Annotated in this window: 15 protein-coding genes and 4 tRNA genes; 18 read left to right on the forward strand and 1 reads right to left on the reverse strand. The window is 45.6% G+C overall.

Going from position 1 to position 16,575, the window contains the following annotated elements:
• The first annotated feature begins 321 nt into the window (after positions 1 to 321).
• The 8 genes from ftsB (at position 322) to rpoS (ending at position 6,298) form a co-directional block, all read left to right on the forward strand.
• Positions 322 to 603, forward strand: coding sequence for a cell division protein FtsB (gene ftsB / locus R7E38_RS04380; protein WP_005380907.1), 282 nt, complete (start codon positions 322 to 324; stop codon positions 601 to 603).
• 1 nt (position 604) lies between these two features.
• Positions 605 to 1,312 (forward strand): 2-C-methyl-D-erythritol 4-phosphate cytidylyltransferase, encoded by a 708-nt coding sequence (gene ispD / locus R7E38_RS04385; protein ID WP_213905019.1) that lies wholly within the window; start codon positions 605 to 607, stop codon positions 1,310 to 1,312.
• A gap of 14 nt (positions 1,313 to 1,326) precedes the next feature.
• Entirely contained in the window at positions 1,327 to 1,803 is a 477-nt protein-coding gene (gene ispF / locus R7E38_RS04390) for a 2-C-methyl-D-erythritol 2,4-cyclodiphosphate synthase (protein WP_005380896.1), read from the forward strand.
• A 45-nt stretch (positions 1,804 to 1,848) separates the two neighbouring features.
• Positions 1,849 to 2,892: a tRNA pseudouridine(13) synthase TruD gene (gene truD / locus R7E38_RS04395; RefSeq protein ID WP_213905020.1), complete on the forward strand. Its 1,044-nt coding sequence runs from the start codon at positions 1,849 to 1,851 to the stop codon at positions 2,890 to 2,892.
• A complete protein-coding gene (gene surE, locus R7E38_RS04400; RefSeq protein ID WP_047103164.1) occupies positions 2,892 to 3,668 on the forward strand; it encodes a 5'/3'-nucleotidase SurE in 777 nt (258 codons plus the stop codon). Before truD ends, surE begins: the two co-directional genes overlap by 1 nt.
• A complete protein-coding gene (locus R7E38_RS04405) occupies positions 3,668 to 4,294 on the forward strand; it encodes a protein-L-isoaspartate(D-aspartate) O-methyltransferase (RefSeq protein ID WP_005380892.1) in 627 nt (208 codons plus the stop codon). Before surE ends, R7E38_RS04405 begins: the two co-directional genes overlap by 1 nt.
• A gap of 13 nt (positions 4,295 to 4,307) precedes the next feature.
• Entirely contained in the window at positions 4,308 to 5,231 is a 924-nt protein-coding gene (locus R7E38_RS04410) for a peptidoglycan DD-metalloendopeptidase family protein (RefSeq protein ID WP_017633546.1), read from the forward strand.
• Positions 5,232 to 5,311: 80 nt separating this feature from the next.
• Positions 5,312 to 6,298: an RNA polymerase sigma factor RpoS gene (gene rpoS / locus R7E38_RS04415; protein ID WP_005380887.1), complete on the forward strand. Its 987-nt coding sequence runs from the start codon at positions 5,312 to 5,314 to the stop codon at positions 6,296 to 6,298.
• A gap of 82 nt (positions 6,299 to 6,380) precedes the next feature.
• Here the strand turns inward: rpoS and mutS are convergent, their stop codons facing one another.
• Positions 6,381 to 8,942: a DNA mismatch repair protein MutS gene (gene mutS, locus R7E38_RS04420; RefSeq protein WP_104979687.1), complete on the reverse strand. Its 2,562-nt coding sequence runs from the start codon at positions 8,940 to 8,942 to the stop codon at positions 6,381 to 6,383.
• An 84-nt stretch (positions 8,943 to 9,026) separates the two neighbouring features.
• On the opposite strand from mutS, the gene pncC reads away from it, so the two are divergent.
• The 10 genes from pncC to R7E38_RS04470 all read left to right on the forward strand — a co-directional run bounded on the left by pncC (position 9,027) and on the right by R7E38_RS04470 (position 16,575).
• Positions 9,027 to 9,509: a nicotinamide-nucleotide amidase gene (gene pncC / locus R7E38_RS04425; RefSeq protein WP_017633544.1), complete on the forward strand. Its 483-nt coding sequence runs from the start codon at positions 9,027 to 9,029 to the stop codon at positions 9,507 to 9,509.
• Positions 9,510 to 9,709: 200 nt separating this feature from the next.
• Positions 9,710 to 10,753: a recombinase RecA gene (recA, locus tag R7E38_RS04430; RefSeq protein ID WP_005380874.1), complete on the forward strand. Its 1,044-nt coding sequence runs from the start codon at positions 9,710 to 9,712 to the stop codon at positions 10,751 to 10,753.
• Positions 10,754 to 10,880: 127 nt separating this feature from the next.
• On the forward strand, positions 10,881 to 11,348 hold the full coding sequence (gene recX, locus R7E38_RS04435; RefSeq protein WP_025768848.1) for a recombination regulator RecX: 468 nt from the start codon (positions 10,881 to 10,883) through the stop codon (positions 11,346 to 11,348).
• Between the two features lie 142 nt (positions 11,349 to 11,490).
• Positions 11,491 to 14,073: an alanine--tRNA ligase gene (gene alaS / locus R7E38_RS04440; protein ID WP_226083673.1), complete on the forward strand. Its 2,583-nt coding sequence runs from the start codon at positions 11,491 to 11,493 to the stop codon at positions 14,071 to 14,073.
• 212 nt (positions 14,074 to 14,285) lie between these two features.
• Positions 14,286 to 15,473: an aspartate kinase gene (locus R7E38_RS04445; RefSeq protein WP_226083672.1), complete on the forward strand. Its 1,188-nt coding sequence runs from the start codon at positions 14,286 to 14,288 to the stop codon at positions 15,471 to 15,473.
• A gap of 92 nt (positions 15,474 to 15,565) precedes the next feature.
• Positions 15,566 to 15,763: a carbon storage regulator CsrA gene (csrA, locus tag R7E38_RS04450; protein ID WP_004415691.1), complete on the forward strand. Its 198-nt coding sequence runs from the start codon at positions 15,566 to 15,568 to the stop codon at positions 15,761 to 15,763.
• A 334-nt stretch (positions 15,764 to 16,097) separates the two neighbouring features.
• Positions 16,098 to 16,189: transfer RNA gene (locus tag R7E38_RS04455), tRNA-Ser, on the forward strand.
• 30 nt (positions 16,190 to 16,219) lie between these two features.
• A tRNA-Arg gene (locus R7E38_RS04460) sits at positions 16,220 to 16,296 on the forward strand.
• A gap of 29 nt (positions 16,297 to 16,325) precedes the next feature.
• Positions 16,326 to 16,417, forward strand: a tRNA-Ser gene (locus R7E38_RS04465).
• An 85-nt stretch (positions 16,418 to 16,502) separates the two neighbouring features.
• Positions 16,503 to 16,575 (forward strand) — tRNA-Arg (locus R7E38_RS04470).

The following is a 16,575-nucleotide window of genomic DNA, read 5'->3' on the forward strand; positions in this document are numbered from 1 at the left end:
GCTAAGTGAGCGCACTCCTCCATGTTTCAAGGAAGTGGTCTCAAAGAAGTAAAAGGTCAAGCTTAATTCTTATTGAGTAAAGTTTCGCTAAATAGCTTTTTGAAACCCTCGCTACGGCGTTTTTTTGTATTTATAGATTTGTATTTTGGGGTCTTACTTTGGTCATGGGTAAGGTTCGCTTCCCATGAGCTTGTTTCATTTTGCTGCTTATTTCTTGTAAGGAGCGTGTGAGTCTCCCTTTCTCCCCTAGAGGCAACCTCGCATTTATGCTATATATGTCACCTTATCTAATTCCTTCCGGTACAGAATGTTAGCAGCGATATGCGAATCTTTGTTATAGCCCTTACGCTACTGTTTGGCTTGCTTCAATACACTCTATGGTTTGGTAAAAACGGAGTGTCTGACTACTACACAGTAAAAGATGAAATTGAAGTTCAGCAACAAGTGAACAGCAAGCTACAAGCTCGCAACAATGAAATGTTCGCTGAGATTGATGATTTAAGGCAAGGTCTTGATGCGATTGAAGAACGTGCGCGTCATGAGCTCGGTTTAGTTAAAGATGGCGAGACTTTTTACCGCATTATAGGTGAGGAAAACCATTAAAATGTTGGATATGAACTCATCGCATATCGCAATTGTGCCTGCTGCTGGTGTGGGTAGCAGAATGAAGGCAGATCGCCCTAAGCAATATTTATTGATCGAAGGTAAGGCGGTACTGGAACATACCGTAGAGAAACTGCTTTCTCACCCAAATATTTCTAAGGTGGTCGTTGCCATTACTGACGGCGACCCATATTACCCAGAATTGTCCATTGCTAAGCACCCAGATGTGATTCGTGTAGCTGGTGGTAAAGAAAGAGCAGACTCTGTGTTATCAGGGCTAAACTATGTCAATGAGCATCTGGAAAGCGAGTGGGTGTTAGTCCACGATGCTGCAAGGCCATGTGTATTAACATCCGACATTGACCGTTTGATTGATGTTTGCTGCGCCCGCTCAACGGGTGGCATTCTCGCATCTCCTGTGAGAGATACAATGAAGCGAGCAAACGCAGTACAAGATATCGATCATACGGTAGATAGAGAAGCATTGTGGCATGCACTGACTCCACAAATGTTTAAAACTCAGCAGCTTACTCAAGCACTGGCTGACGCATTAGAACAGGGTGTAACCATTACCGATGAAGCCTCGGCTTTGGAGTGGTTAGGCGAGAAGCCAGCCTTAGTTCAAGGGAATGCGAACAATATAAAAATCACTCAGCCAGAAGACCTTGCGTTAGCCGAGTTTTATCTAAGCCGTGAGCGCGGCGAATAAAGAAAGGATAGAAAATGATTCGAATTGGTCATGGTTTCGATGTACATAAATTCGGTGGTGAAGGCCCGGTCATTATTGGTGGTGTAGCAATCCCTTATGAGCAAGGTTTGATTGCACACTCAGATGGCGATGTAGCGTTGCATGCGTTAACGGATGCTCTGCTGGGCGCGATTGCTGCCGGCGATATTGGTCGTCATTTCCCAGATACGGATGATAAATGGAAAGGCGCAAACAGTCGTGAATTACTGAAAGACGTTTACCGTCGAGTCAAAGAGCAAGGTTACCGTCTCGGCAATGCTGATGTAACCATCATGGCACAAGCGCCTAAAATGGCACCACACATTGACGCAATGTGTGCGGCGATAGCCGAAGACCTAGAAACCGACATTAGTAACATTAACGTAAAAGCGACGACGACAGAACGTCTCGGTTTTACTGGACGCAAAGAAGGCATTGCAACGGAAGCCGTTGTACTTCTGTTTAAGCAATAACTAGCAATTTGCTCCTCTAAGCTGTGATATCAGCGGAAACACATCATGTCAGACATTTTATCTTCATTGGCTTACCTAACGGGTAAGCCAGTTGCATCGGCAAAAATCAAAGCGCAGCCAGAGCACTTTCAGGTTCGCGAAGATTTAGGTTTTGCCTTTACTGGCGAAGGCGAGCACCTAATGGTTCGTATCCGTAAAACGGGTGAGAACACCAGCTTCGTTGCTAACGAGTTAGCAAAAGCCTGTGGTGTTAAGTCGAAAGACGTTAGCTGGGCGGGTCTTAAAGACCGTCATGCGGTGACGGAACAGTGGTTAAGTGTCCATTTACCAAAAGGTGAAACGCCAGATTTTTCAGCGTTTTTGGCTCAATACCCAAGTATCGAAATCCTTGCAACAGATCGTCACAATAAAAAACTGCGTCCTGGTGACCTAGTAGGGAACGAGTTCGTGGTTACTTTGTCTGAAGTGACAGATATAGCGGATGTAGAGCAACGTCTTGAAAAAGTGAAACAAGTTGGTGTGCCAAACTACTTTGGTAGTCAGCGTTTTGGTAACGATGGCAACAATCTTGAAGAAGCACGTCGATGGGGACGCGAAAACGTTCGTACCCGCAATCAAAACAAGCGCAGCATGTATTTATCAGCGGCTCGTTCGTGGATTTTCAACCACATCGTTTCAGCTCGTCTAGAAAATGGTGTGTTTGATAAGTTCATTGATGGTGACATTGCACAGACGAATTCTGGCACTCAGTTGATTGATGCAAACAACATCGCTGCTCTGCAAGTGCAGTTTGCGCAAGGTGAAGCGGCAATTACCGCTGCGCTTGCTGGCGATAATGCACTGCCTACTCAAGCCGAGGCTCTGGCATTAGAGCAACCGTTTTTAGACGAAGAGCCTGACCTCATGGCGCTGATTCGTGGTAATCGCATGCGCCACGACCGTCGCGATATTGCGCTGAAGCCAAAAGATTTAGCTTGGACGGTTGAAGGTAACAACATTACGTTGACTTTCTCACTGGATGCGGGATCTTTTGCGACCTCTATTGTTCGTGAGTTAGTTAATGAGGTTGAAGTAGAAAGAGAATACTAATGGAACAGGATTCACGAAACCCGAAGCCCTTAAGGGTCTTAATCAGCAATGATGATGGTGTTCATGCTCAAGGGATTCATGCCCTCGCTGATGAGTTGAGAGATATCGCCGAAGTGACCATTGTCGCACCTGATCGAAATCGTTCAGGTGCTTCGAATTCACTCACATTAGAACAACCATTACGCGTGACTGAAATTGCCCCAAATATCTACTCAGTGCAAGGCACGCCCACGGATTGTGTGCATTTCGCGCTGAATGAGCTAATGAAAGATGATTTGCCTGATCTTGTTCTGTCAGGAATCAACCATGGCGCTAATTTGGGTGATGATGTTCTTTATTCTGGAACAGTAGCAGCCGCCATGGAAGGTCATTTCCTTGGCGTTCAGTCGGTGGCTTTTTCTCTAGTGGGTAAGCGACATTTCGAATCCGCCGCTAAAATTGCACGTCACATTGTACAACAGCATTTAGCGTCGCCGATTCCAACGAATCGTCTACTGAACGTAAACGTGCCTGACTTACCATCAGAGAATTTAGGTGAAATTGAAGTTACGCGTTTAGGTGCACGTCATCACGCAGAGAATATGATCAAGCAGAAAGATCCGAGAGGCCATGACATTTATTGGTTAGGGCCACCAGGAAAGGAGCAAGATGCAGGAGAGGGCACGGACTTTTATGCAATTGAGCATGGCCGAGTTTCAATGACGCCTCTGCAAGTTGATCTCACCGCTCACGAGTCGCTGCGTGCTATGGATAGTTGGTTAAAGGAAGAGAAGTAATGAGTAACCCACATGCTGACAGGTTGATAGCGTTTCTTATCTCCAGTGGCATCAAAGACCAAAGAGTTCTGGATGCTATCCAACGCTTGCCACGAGAAAGCTTTGTTTCTCAAGCGATGATGCACCAAGCCTATGATAACAATGCGTTACCAATTGGTCAGGGACAAACTATTTCTCAGCCTTATATCGTTGCGCGTATGACCGAGTTGCTTGAGCTAGAGCCGGCGAGTCGTGTTCTGGAAATCGGAACGGGATCGGGTTATCAAACCGCGGTACTGGCGCAAATTGTTGATCATGTATACTCCGTTGAGCGAATTAAATCGTTGCAATGGGAAGCAAAGCGTCGCCTGAAGCAATTGGATATTTACAATGTTTCAACTAAGCATGCTGATGGGTGGCAGGGCTGGGAAGCGAGAGGTCCTTTCGATGCTATCATTGTTACCGCTGCCGCTGAAGTGATTCCCCAAGCTCTTCTCTCACAATTAAGAGATGGCGGCAAAATGGTCATTCCTGTTGGAGATACGGAGCAACAGTTATTAAAAATAGAGCGTAAGGGAGACGAATATCTCTCTACCGTTGTAGAAATGGTTCGGTTCGTACCTCTGGTTGCGGGTGATTTAGCTTAAGGGTTAGGGATAGGTGAATAAGTTACTACGTCATATTGGTATTAGCTTTGTGTTTGCTGCAGGACTAGTTGGTTGTGCAGCGCATTCCCCTGCACCTGTCTCTAGCCTAAAAAAAGACTATTCAAGCCTTGAAAGAGGGAGTTACAGAGGGAGTTATTATGAGGTAAAAAAAGGCGATACGCTTTACTTCATAGCTTATGTCACAGATAAAGATGTAAATGATCTTGTTCGTTACAATGAGTTAACTCAGCCTTACACTATCTACCCAGGACAGAGGCTAAAACTTTGGGCTCCGAAATATGTCGCCCCTAAATATGGTCAAAAAGTTGAACCCGTTGTGGCTCCTGTTGTTACGACCCCCCCAGCTCCAGTGACGAAAACATCAACAGCCTCTAAACCTAAACCTTCGAGTAAAAACTCTAGTCAAAAACCTACAGAGACTAAGCCTAAAGTCGTACAAAAACAGCCTCCAAAGAAGGTTGAACAATCGAAAACAAAGGAGTATGTTGGTTCAAAAGATAACCAAAAAGTGAAGCAAAAAGCGCCAACTACCACAGCAAAGAGTGATAAAGTCTCAAAGTGGTTGTGGCCAACAAAAGGGAGAGTAATCAAGAACTTTTCGGCGGGAGAACAGGGAAATAAAGGTATCGACATCGCAGGACAGCGTGGTCAACCTATCGTTTCAACCGCAGCCGGCACAGTCGTTTATTCAGGCAATGCGCTACGAGGTTATGGCAACTTAATTATAGTAAAGCATAACGACAATTATTTAAGCGCATACGCACATAATGACAAACTGCTGGTCACAGAAGGACAAAGCGTAAAAAGCGGACAAAAAATCGCCACCATGGGTAGTTCAGGTGCAAAGTCGGTCAAACTACACTTTGAAATTCGCTATCAAGGTAAATCAGTGAATCCAAAACGCTATTTGCCTTAAAACTTTGAAAAACAACTTGCGACATCATTTAGCGACATATTGAGTTGTCATGTCTTGCTAACTCGCCAGGGGGAGGCGTTATGAGTATCAGCAACACAGTAACCAAAGTTGAAGAGTTTGCATTTGACAATGCGTCAGTGAAGACCATTGATAACGAACTCGAAAGATCATCATCCACAGAAAGCAAAGCGACTGCGCGTGAAGAATTTGACGCGAGCAGTAAAAGCTTAGATGCAACTCAGTTGTATTTGGGCGAAATTGGCTTCTCACCTTTACTTACTGCCGAAGAAGAAGTGCTTTACGCAAGACGCGCCCTACGTGGCGACGAAGCGGCACGCAAACGTATGATCGAAAGTAACCTACGTTTGGTTGTTAAGATTTCTCGTCGATACAGTAACCGTGGTCTAGCACTACTTGATCTGATTGAAGAAGGTAACCTCGGCTTGATCCGAGCGGTCGAAAAATTCGACCCAGAACGTGGTTTCCGTTTCTCTACTTACGCAACGTGGTGGATCCGACAAACGATAGAGCGAGCGTTGATGAACCAAACTCGCACGATCCGTCTACCTATCCATGTAGTGAAAGAGCTGAACATTTATCTGCGTACTGCGCGTGAACTTTCTCAAAAGCTCGATCACGAACCGACCGCAGAAGAAATTGCTGCTCAATTAGATATTCCAGTCGAAGACGTAAGCAAAATGTTACGCCTTAATGAGCGTATTAGCTCTGTCGACACGCCAATCGGTGGTGACGGTGAGAAAGCGCTGCTGGATATTATTCCTGATGCAAACAACTCTGATCCAGAAGTTTCGACTCAAGATGACGACATCAAATCATCGTTGATTCATTGGTTAGAAGAGTTGAATCCGAAACAGAAAGAAGTGCTTGCACGACGCTTCGGCCTACTAGGCTATGAGCCTTCGACGCTGGAAGAAGTTGGTCGAGAGATTGGTCTGACACGTGAGCGAGTACGTCAAATACAAGTGGAAGGTTTACGTCGTCTTCGTGAAGTCCTAATCAAACAAGGTTTGAATATGGAAAACTTGTTTAACGTAGAAGACGATTAAATAATCCGTATTTCACTAGATACACAAAAGGCTATGGTTCCCCATAGCCTTTTTTCTTTTTTGCTCGTCGGTGTGAGTCTGTTTACAGCATCTTCTTCAAGCGATACAGCTCTTCAAGAGCTTGGCGTGGCGTTAAGTCGTCAGGGTCAATACCTGACAGAGCTTGTTCGACCTCGCTAGGCTCTGGAATCAGGCTCAACTGGTTAGCCACATCTACTGCACTTGGACGTGGTGTGTCACTGTTTTGCCCCAGTAGCTCTAGCTGAGATAGCTTGTTACGCGCATTTTTGATGACCGTTTTTGGTACGCCTGCTAAGCCCGCAACAGCCAGACCGTAAGACTTACTTGCCGCACCTTCTTGAACTGCGTGCATAAAGGCAATGCTATCTCCATGTTCTACGGCATCCAAGTGAACGTTCGCTAAGTTTGGCAGCTGGCTTGGTAACTCTGTTAATTCGAAGTAGTGGGTTGCAAATAGAGTCATCGCACCAATTTGTGTTGCGAGCCATTCCGCACTTGCCCAAGCTAAAGACAGACCGTCGTAAGTACTAGTACCGCGTCCGATTTCATCCATTAGCACCAAACTATTCTTAGTTGCGTTGTGAAGAATATTGGCTGTTTCGGTCATTTCTACCATGAAGGTCGAGCGGCCAGATGCAAGATCATCTGACGCACCAATACGAGTAAATATACGATCTAAAGAACCAATCTGTGCGGATTCTGCCGGTACATAAGAGCCGATATGTGCCATCAATGCAATCAGCGCAGTTTGACGCATGTAGGTTGATTTACCACCCATGTTTGGACCGGTAATGATCAACATCTTACGGGCTGGGTTCAGCTCAATTGGGTTCGCGATGAACGGCTCTGTTGTTACTTGTTCTACGACTGGATGACGACCAGCTTGAATGTGAATTCCTGCGTCTTTCACAAGCGTTGGGCGGCAGTAATCTAACGAATCTGCACGCTCTGCTAGGTTTTGTAATACATCCAGTTGAGACAGAGCAGAAGCTAGGTTTTGCAGCTTCTCAAGGTTTGGCATCAATAGATCAAACAGTTCTTCCCACAACTGTTTCTCAAGTGCTAACGCTTTAGATTTCGAGTTAAGTACTTTGTCTTCGTGTTCCTTAAGCTCTGGGATGATGTAGCGTTCAGCGTTTTTGAGTGTTTGGCGACGTACATAATGCGGTGGAACCAAATGGCTCTGGCCACGGCTCACTTGGATAAAGAAGCCATGAACGTTGTTATAGCCTACTTTAAGCGTATCGATACCGTGTCGTTCACGCTCATCTCGCTCAAGCTGCTCAAGATATTCTGTTGCACCGTCTGCCAATTTTCGCCATTCATCGAGCTCCGCATTGTAGCCTTCAGCGATGACGCCACCATCACGAATAACAACCGGCGGATTTTCTTTAATCGCGCGCTCTAACAGGTCACATACTTCGTCAATCGGAGCTGCATACTTCGCCAATTTCGTTAGGTACGGATGGGTCAAAGAAGCGGTGACAGATTCTAGCTCTGGTAGCTGTTGCATGGCATTGCGAAGTCTAGCCATATCGCGAGGGCGAGCAGAGCGTAATGCAAGGCGCGCTAAGATACGTTCAATATCACCAATTTGCTTTAACGTTGGTTGAAGATCGGCAAACAGAGCTTGTTCTTTAATCTCACCAATCGCATCAAGACGATTGTTTAACGTTTCAATGCAACGCATAGGCTGATGCAACCAACGCTTCAGCATTCGGCTGCCCATCGGAGTAGCACAATGGTCGAGTACTGCAGCGAGCGTGTTATCGGTTCCGCCTGCTAGATTTTGAGTAATTTCCAGATTACGTCGGGTAGCAGCATCAAGGATGACGGATTGATCCTGATGATCAAACGTTAAAGAGCGAATATGAGGTAAAGCCGTACGTTGAGTATCTTTTACGTACTGGATCAAACAACCAGCAGCACATAACCCTAAGGACGCATGTTCTACACCAAAACCAACCAGATCTTTTGTGCCAAATTGTTGATTGAGTTGTTGCTTAGCCGTATCAAGCTCAAACTCCCAGACTGGGCGACGACGGTTACCATTGCGGCTCGCCATTAAATGTACAGGTTCAAAATCTTCTGGGAACAGTAGCTCACGTGGTGCAGTGCGTTGAAGCTCGGCTGTCATCGCTTCTTCAGTTTCTGGTTCTGTCAGTTGGAAGCGACCAGAGGTGACATCCAGCGTCGCATAACCGAACTTACCGTTGTGATGGTAAATTGCTGCGATTAAGTTATCGACACGCTCAGAAAGCAGCGCTTCATCCGTCACAGTACCTGGTGTCACGATACGCACAACTTTACGTTCTACCGGTCCCTTGCTGGTGGCCGGATCGCCAATCTGTTCACAGATCGCCACAGACTCACCAAGCTGAACAAGTTTTGCCAGGTAACCCTCTACGGCGTGAAATGGCACACCCGCCATTGGGATAGGTTCACCTGCAGACGCACCACGTTTGGTCAATGAAATATCAAGAAGCTGAGAAGCTCGCTTGGCATCATCGTAAAAGAGTTCGTAGAAATCGCCCATGCGGTAGAACAGCAAAATCTCTGGGTTCTCAGCCTTTAGCTTGAGGTATTGCTGCATCATCGGAGTGTGTTTTTGTTCAGCTTTCACAGGTAAGTTCTTTTGTTTATTTCCGTAGCGGCTTAGGATACGTGAATCCCTATCAAGTAAAAAGAGACAAAGGGCATTTTGGCTATGGAAAAAACAACAAAATTGAGTGCCGATTTAGGCGCATTATTGGCTAAACACGGGCATCTTTTAACGACCGCAGAATCATGCACAGGTGGTGGTGTTGCAACCGCCATTACTGACATTGCTGGTAGTTCAGCGTGGCTTGACCGTGCGTTTGTCACCTACAGTAATGAAGCGAAAATGGAGATGCTTGGTGTGCAAGCTTCAACGTTAGAAGCGCATGGTGCAGTGAGTGAGCCAGTTGTGATTGAAATGGTACAGGGTGCAATTAAAAACTCCAATGCGACCATCGGTGTGTCCATCAGTGGTATTGCAGGGCCGGGTGGTGGCAGTGAAGAGAAACCAGTCGGCATGGTCTGCTTTGCTTTTGCTGATAACCAAAGTTGGCAGCAAGTCGAAACCATGCATTTTACTGGTGACCGTGCAGAAGTTCGCAAAAAAGCGGTCGAGCATGCGCTGACTCAATTGTATCAACATCTACTCTAGAATTTCTTAAATTGTTTTAGCCCAGCATTGATAAGGGCTAGAGCAAATCACGACTTTAGGTCAGCCAAATTTTTTTCATACAGGTATGGACACTGTATGAATCAACAGTATAATGACTTTCATTGCTGAGCAGTTCTTCTGCTTAAGAAAAATGAATTACTATTCGTCGCCCAAAGAAGATGAATAAATCGGAGAAAGTAATGGACGAGAACAAACAGAAAGCGCTCGCCGCTGCGCTAGGTCAAATTGAAAAGCAATTCGGTAAAGGCTCTATCATGCGCCTTGGTGATAACCGCGCAATGGACGTAGAAACCATCTCAACGGGTTCTCTTTCTCTTGATATCGCTTTGGGTGCTGGTGGTCTACCAATGGGTCGTATCGTAGAAATCTACGGCCCAGAATCTTCAGGTAAAACAACATTAACGCTTGAGCTTATTGCTGCTGCGCAACGTGAAGGCAAAACTTGTGCGTTTATCGATGCAGAGCACGCTCTAGATCCTGTATACGCGAAGAAACTTGGCGTAGATATCGATGCATTGCTAGTTTCTCAGCCAGACACAGGTGAGCAAGCGCTAGAGATCTGTGACGCACTTGCACGTTCTGGTGCTATCGATGTTATGGTTGTCGACTCTGTTGCAGCGCTAACACCGAAAGCAGAAATCGAAGGCGAAATGGGCGATAGCCACATGGGTCTGCAAGCACGTATGCTTTCTCAAGCAATGCGTAAGCTAACGGGTAACCTAAAGCAGTCTAACTGTATGTGTATCTTCATCAACCAAATCCGTATGAAGATTGGTGTGATGTTTGGTAACCCAGAAACAACAACAGGTGGTAACGCACTTAAGTTCTACGCTTCTGTTCGTCTAGATATCCGTCGTACTGGCGCAATCAAAGAAGGTGACGAAGTCGTAGGTAACGAAACGCGCATCAAAGTTGTTAAGAATAAGATTGCAGCACCATTTAAAGAAGCAAACACACAAATCATGTACGGCCAAGGCTTTAACCGCGAAGGTGAACTTGTCGATCTAGGTGTGAAGCACAAGTTAGTTGAAAAAGCCGGTGCTTGGTATAGCTACAATGGCGATAAGATTGGTCAAGGTAAAGCGAATGCGTGTAACTACCTGCGTGAGCACCCTGAAGTGGCTAAAACTATCGATACAAAACTGCGTGAAATGTTGCTAGCGCCAGCACTTGCGGAAGCGCCTGAAGCTGGTGAAGCGCCAGAGCAAGCTGAAGAGTTTTAATCTCTCATAGATTAATAAATGACAAAGCCCTGCAATGCGGGGCTTTGTTGTATCTATTGAAATCAAAAATCGAATTATCACAAAGGCCATTGAGAGCCTGTACAGCAAAAATACTTTTAGGATCATCATGTACCAAAAACGCCAGGCGCCAACATTATCGAGCAAAGAGGCTGCTATACAATTGCTTAGCCGTCGCGATCATGGTCAGTATGAGCTTTACCAAAAATTATCGATGAAGGGCTATGAAGAATCAGACATCGACATCGCAATTAATTTTTGCCTAGACCATAACTATTTAGATGATTTACGTTACGCGAAGAGTCAAATTAGACAGCATGTATACAAAGGACATGGAGAGCGTCGAATTCGTCAAGAGTTAAACCAGAAGCGTGTTGCGGAATCGGTGATTGAGCAAGCTATGGCTGAAGAGCCGCAAGATTGGTTTGAACTGGCTAAACAGGCGGCAGAAAAGAAATTCAAAGGCGTCAAAGCCAAGGACCAAAAAGAATACGCAAAACAAGTCCGTTTTCTACAATACCGAGGCTACAGTTTCGACCAAATTAGCTATGCGCTTGCCTTTGAAGACCAAGATTAGCGTTGATCCAATTGCGCTGATTTTTGTTTTGCTTCAAATTTTTTCTCCTACTCCCTCTTTTCCTCAAGAAAACTAGTCTCAGCTGTTTGCATGATCTACAATACGGCAAAATTCTAACTCGACTATTTTCAGGAAGAGCTGCATGTACATGAGCACTGATGAGGTTCGTAACGCGTTCCTCAAGTTCTTTGAGAGCAAAGGACACCAAATCGTAGAAAGTTCATCGTTAGTTCCACATAACGACCCAACCCTGTTGTTCACAAACGCAGGTATGAACCAATTTAAAGATTGTTTCTTAGGCTTAGAAAAACGAGCCTACACTCGAGCGACTACGGCTCAGCGTTGCGTACGTGCTGGTGGTAAACATAACGACCTAGAAAATGTTGGCTTTACTGCTCGTCACCACACATTCTTTGAAATGTTAGGCAACTTCAGCTTTGGCGATTACTTCAAAGAAGATGCGATCTCCTTTGCTTGGGAATTCTTAACCGAAGTTCTTAAACTGCCAGCGGATCGTTTATTGGTAACTGTTTACGAAACCGATGACGAAGCGTTTGACATCTGGAACAAGAAAGTTGGCGTGCCCGCTGATCGTATTGTTCGCATTGGTGACAAAGAAGGCGGCAAGCCGTACGAGTCTGATAACTTCTGGCAAATGGGCGACACTGGCCCTTGTGGTCCATGTACTGAAATCTTCTACGATCACGGTGAGCACATCTGGGGTGGTCGTCCTGGCACGCCTGAAGAAGATGGCGACCGTTTCATCGAGATCTGGAACAACGTATTCATGCAGTTCAACCGTCACGCAGACGGCACTATGGAACCGCTACCAAAACCATCGGTAGATACTGGTATGGGTATCGAGCGTATCTCTGCAATCATGCAGGGAGTTCACTCAAACTACGAAATCGATGTGTTCCAAGCTCTTATCAAAGCAGCAGCAGAAGTGATCGGTTACGAAGACCTATCAAACCAATCACTACGCGTTATCGCTGACCACATCCGTTCATGTTCATTCCTGATCGTGGATGGCGTTATGCCTTCAAACGAAGGTCGTGGTTACGTATTACGCCGTATCATCCGTCGCGCAGTTCGTCACGGTAACAAGCTGGGCGCACAAGGTGCATTCTTCCACAAGTTGGTTGGCGTTCTAGCTGACATCATGGGTACGGCTGGTGAAGAGCTGAAGCGTCAACAAGCTGTGGTTGAAAAAGTACTGCGTATCGAAGAAGAAAACTTTGGTCGTACACTTGAGCGCGGTATGGCGATTCTAAACGAAGCACTAGATAACCTAGACGGTAAAGTACTAGACGGCGAAACCGTATTTAAACTTTACGATACTTACGGCTTCCCAGCTGACTTAACTAACGACGTAGCACGTGAGCGTGAGTTCGCAATCGACGAAGAAGGTTTCGAGAAAGCGATGGAAGAGCAGCGTCAACGTGCGCGTGAAGCGGGTAACTTCGGTACTGACTATAACGCAGCAATCAAAGTTGATACGCAAACAGAATTCTGTGGTTACACAGGTACTAAAGGCTCTAGTTCTGTAGCAGCGATGTTCGTTGAAGGCAACGAAGTAGATTCGCTATCTGTGGGCGACAAAGCAATCATCGTACTTGGTGAAACACCATTCTACGCAGAGTCAGGCGGTCAGTGTGGTGACGCTGGTGAAATCCGTACTGAGTCTGGTGTATTCCGCGTTGAGGACACTCAAAAACTAGGTAACGCAATCGCGCACCACGGTGTAATGGCAGAAGGCGTTCTAGCGAAAGGTGATGAAGTAGCAACTATCGTTGACGCAGAGCGTCGCGCAGCTATCTCTCTAAACCACTCAGCAACGCACTTGCTACACGCAGCACTACGCCAAGTTTTAGGTGAGCACGTAACGCAGAAAGGCTCATTGGTGAAGGCAGACAACCTACGTTTCGACTTCTCACACCTAGAAGCCGTAACTGCAGCAGAACTGAAAGAAGTTGAGCGTCTAGTTAACGCGCAAATTCGTCGCAACCACACGATTGAAACCAACGTGATGGACATTGAGTCTGCTAAGAAGAAAGGCGCAATGGCACTGTTTGGTGAGAAGTACGATGACGAAGTACGCGTACTGTCTATGGGTGACTTCTCGACAGAGCTTTGCGGTGGTATTCACGCATCAAGCACAGGTGATATTGGCCTATTCAAAATCACTTCAGAAAGCGGCATTGCTGCAGGTATTCGACGTATTGAGGCGGTAACAGGCGAGGCTGCATTAGACGCGATTGAAGCTCAAAACGCGAAGTACGAAGAGAAACTGGCAGAATCTGCACAGAAAGCAAAAGCGCTAGAGAAAGAAGTGCAGAAGCTAAAAGATAAGATGGCGGCAGCAGAAAGCGCTAACATCATGGGCAAAGCGGTTGAAGTCAATGGTACAAAAGTTCTAGTCGCAGCTCTTGAAGGCGCTGACAGCAAGAACCTACGTACTATGGTTGATGACATTAAGAACCAAATGGGGTCTGGTGTCGTACTGCTTGCTAACGTAACAGGTGACAAGGTTGGCCTGATTGCTGGTGTGACTAAAGATCTAACTGGTAAAGTAAAAGCTGGTGATCTAGTTAAGATGATTGCTGAGCAAGTCGGTGGTAAGGGCGGTGGTCGTCCTGACATGGCTCAAGCTGGTGGTACTGATGTAGCCGCACTACCAGAGGCAATTAAAACAGTTCAGCCTTGGTTAGAAGAGCGCTTATAAGCTTTTAACTACTAAAATTACGCTCAATCAAGTTTCTTTGATTGAGCGTAATTTTTTTTAGCAGCCAAGTGGTTTAATTGACTAAAAGTTAACCGAGTCATTTAGGCTATTTGGTTTTTGTTGTAACTACTGCTTATATAATTTTTCTAAAAGGAAATACTGACGATGTAAGCAGTTCTAAAGAGACTTCGGTCTTGGGAAGGTGAAGACTGGTGAAAAAGCCCCTTATCGTGCAAAAGTTTGGCGGAACCTCTGTGGGTTCAATTGAAAGAATCCACCAAGTTGCTGAACACATCATTAAGGCGAAAAATGATGGCAATCAAGTTGTTGTTGTCGTGTCTGCAATGTCAGGCGAAACAAACAGACTGATGGGCCTCGCTAAACAGATAGATAGCGTGCCTACAGCTCGAGAACTTGATGTTTTGCTCTCTGCTGGTGAGCAAGTGTCAATGGCACTGTTAGCAATGACACTCAATAAATTGGGTCATGCTGCACGCTCGCTTACCGGAGCACAGGCGAATATTGTGACGGATAATCAACACAATGACGCAACGATTAAACACATTGATACTAAGACAATTCTGGGATTGCTTGAGCAAGACCAAATCGTGATTGTTGCAGGCTTTCAAGGTGTGAATGAGAACGGGGATATCACCACATTAGGTCGAGGTGGCTCAGATACGAGCGCAGTGGCACTGGCAGGCGCATTGCGCGCTGATGAGTGTCAAATCTTTACCGACGTTGATGGTATTTATACTTGTGACCCACGTGTAGTGAAAAACGCGCGAAAATTGGCGGTTATCGATTTTCCTTCCATGGAAGCGATGGCAAGCCGAGGCGCGAAAGTATTACATTTACCTTCAGTGCAATTTGCATGGAAGAATAATGTGCCACTGCGCGTGCTTTCGACATTTGATGTTAATGAAGGCAGTCTGGTAAAGGGGGAGTTAGGCAATCAAGCCGTCTCTGGTATAGCCATTCAACGTGACCTTGCCATAATCGAAGTCGATAAAGAACATTTATCTAGTGCTACAAAACAATGTCAGATGTTGGGTATCGACATTTGGAATGTGATCGAGGAAACAGAACGGGCAGGTATCATGATAAAACAAGATGCATGTGCCAAGTTCGATCTGGTGTTCAGCGACAAAATCCGTAATAGTGAAGTGGTAAGCCTGTTGACCGCAGTGGGGCTTGAGGCCAATGGAATGGTAGAGCACGCATGCGATTTGTTGGCAAAGCGAGATATTGAGATCAATTTCAGCGCAACGAATGCACTCACTATGATGCTAGTTTTAGCACCCGAATGTGTGGATACAGCAGCAAACATTCTGCATGATGCTTACATTACGTCTAGTGAAGCATTAAACATTCAACAAAAACATGCCTTTTTAGGCTGATTTTCGCTAACAAGGTAGTTTACGAAAATATAACTTTTGTTGGATAATAGCTTTGTAGCAAGAAAATTTAGAGATTACTCAAGGAGCAAAGAATGCTAATTTTGACTCGCCGCGTAGGCGAAACACTGATGATTGGTGATGAAGTGACTGTAACTGTACTAGGTGTTAAAGGTAACCAAGTGCGTATCGGCGTTAACGCTCCGAAAGAGGTTTCAGTTCACCGTGAAGAAATCTACATGCGCATTCAAGCTGAAAAAGGCAATGGCAACGTTGCTTCAGGTAACTACTAAGTCGCTCCTGTTTACAGAGCTTAGTTTGAATGAAAAAGGCTAACCGAAGGGTTGGCCTTTTTAGTTTTTACTGTTTTTGAAAATTTGCAGAAACTATTGTGTTGAGTATGGCTGTGAATTCATCAATAATGTTGATTCGAACTTCAGAAAGTTATTTGAAAATAAATGTCTTTTTTTCAGAGAAGACTCTCTTTTTTTCATCATAATAGAGTGATAAAGTTCGTTTAATAGTCACTTTGATTAAATCAGCAACGGTTAAGCCAGTTTCGTAGATTTTTTCAAAGAAAGTGTTTGACATATTTTCGGTAAAACGTAATATGTGCCTCCGCAAGACGGTGAGGTGGCCGAGAGGCTGAAGGCGCTCCCCTGCTAAGGGAGTATACGGTTTATCCCGTATCGAGGGTTCGAATCCCTCCTTCACCGCCATTCTTGCAACGTTGATTTATCAACAAAAGTGCGTCCTTAGCTCAGCTGGATAGAGTACCTGGCTACGAACCAGGCGGTCGGAGGTTCGAATCCTCCAGGACGCGCCATATCTCTTTTGAGATATAACAATGAAAACGGTGAGGTGGCCGAGAGGCTGAAGGCGCTCCCCTGCTAAGGGAGTATACGGTTTATCCCGTATCGAGGGTTCGAATCCCTCCTTCACCGCCATTCATTGACTGGCCCGATGGCCTTTTTTTTGTTTCGTAAGAAATGAATGTGATTTACTTCACAACTTCTTAGCAAGAAGATCTGCGCGTCCTTAGCTCAGCTGGATAGAGTACCTGGCTACGAACCAGGCGGTCGGAGGTTCGAATCCTCCAGGACGC

The sequence above is a fragment of the Vibrio sp. Vb2131 genome, assembly GCF_033338535.1.
Taxonomy (GTDB): Bacteria; Pseudomonadota; Gammaproteobacteria; order Enterobacterales; family Vibrionaceae; genus Vibrio; species Vibrio alginolyticus.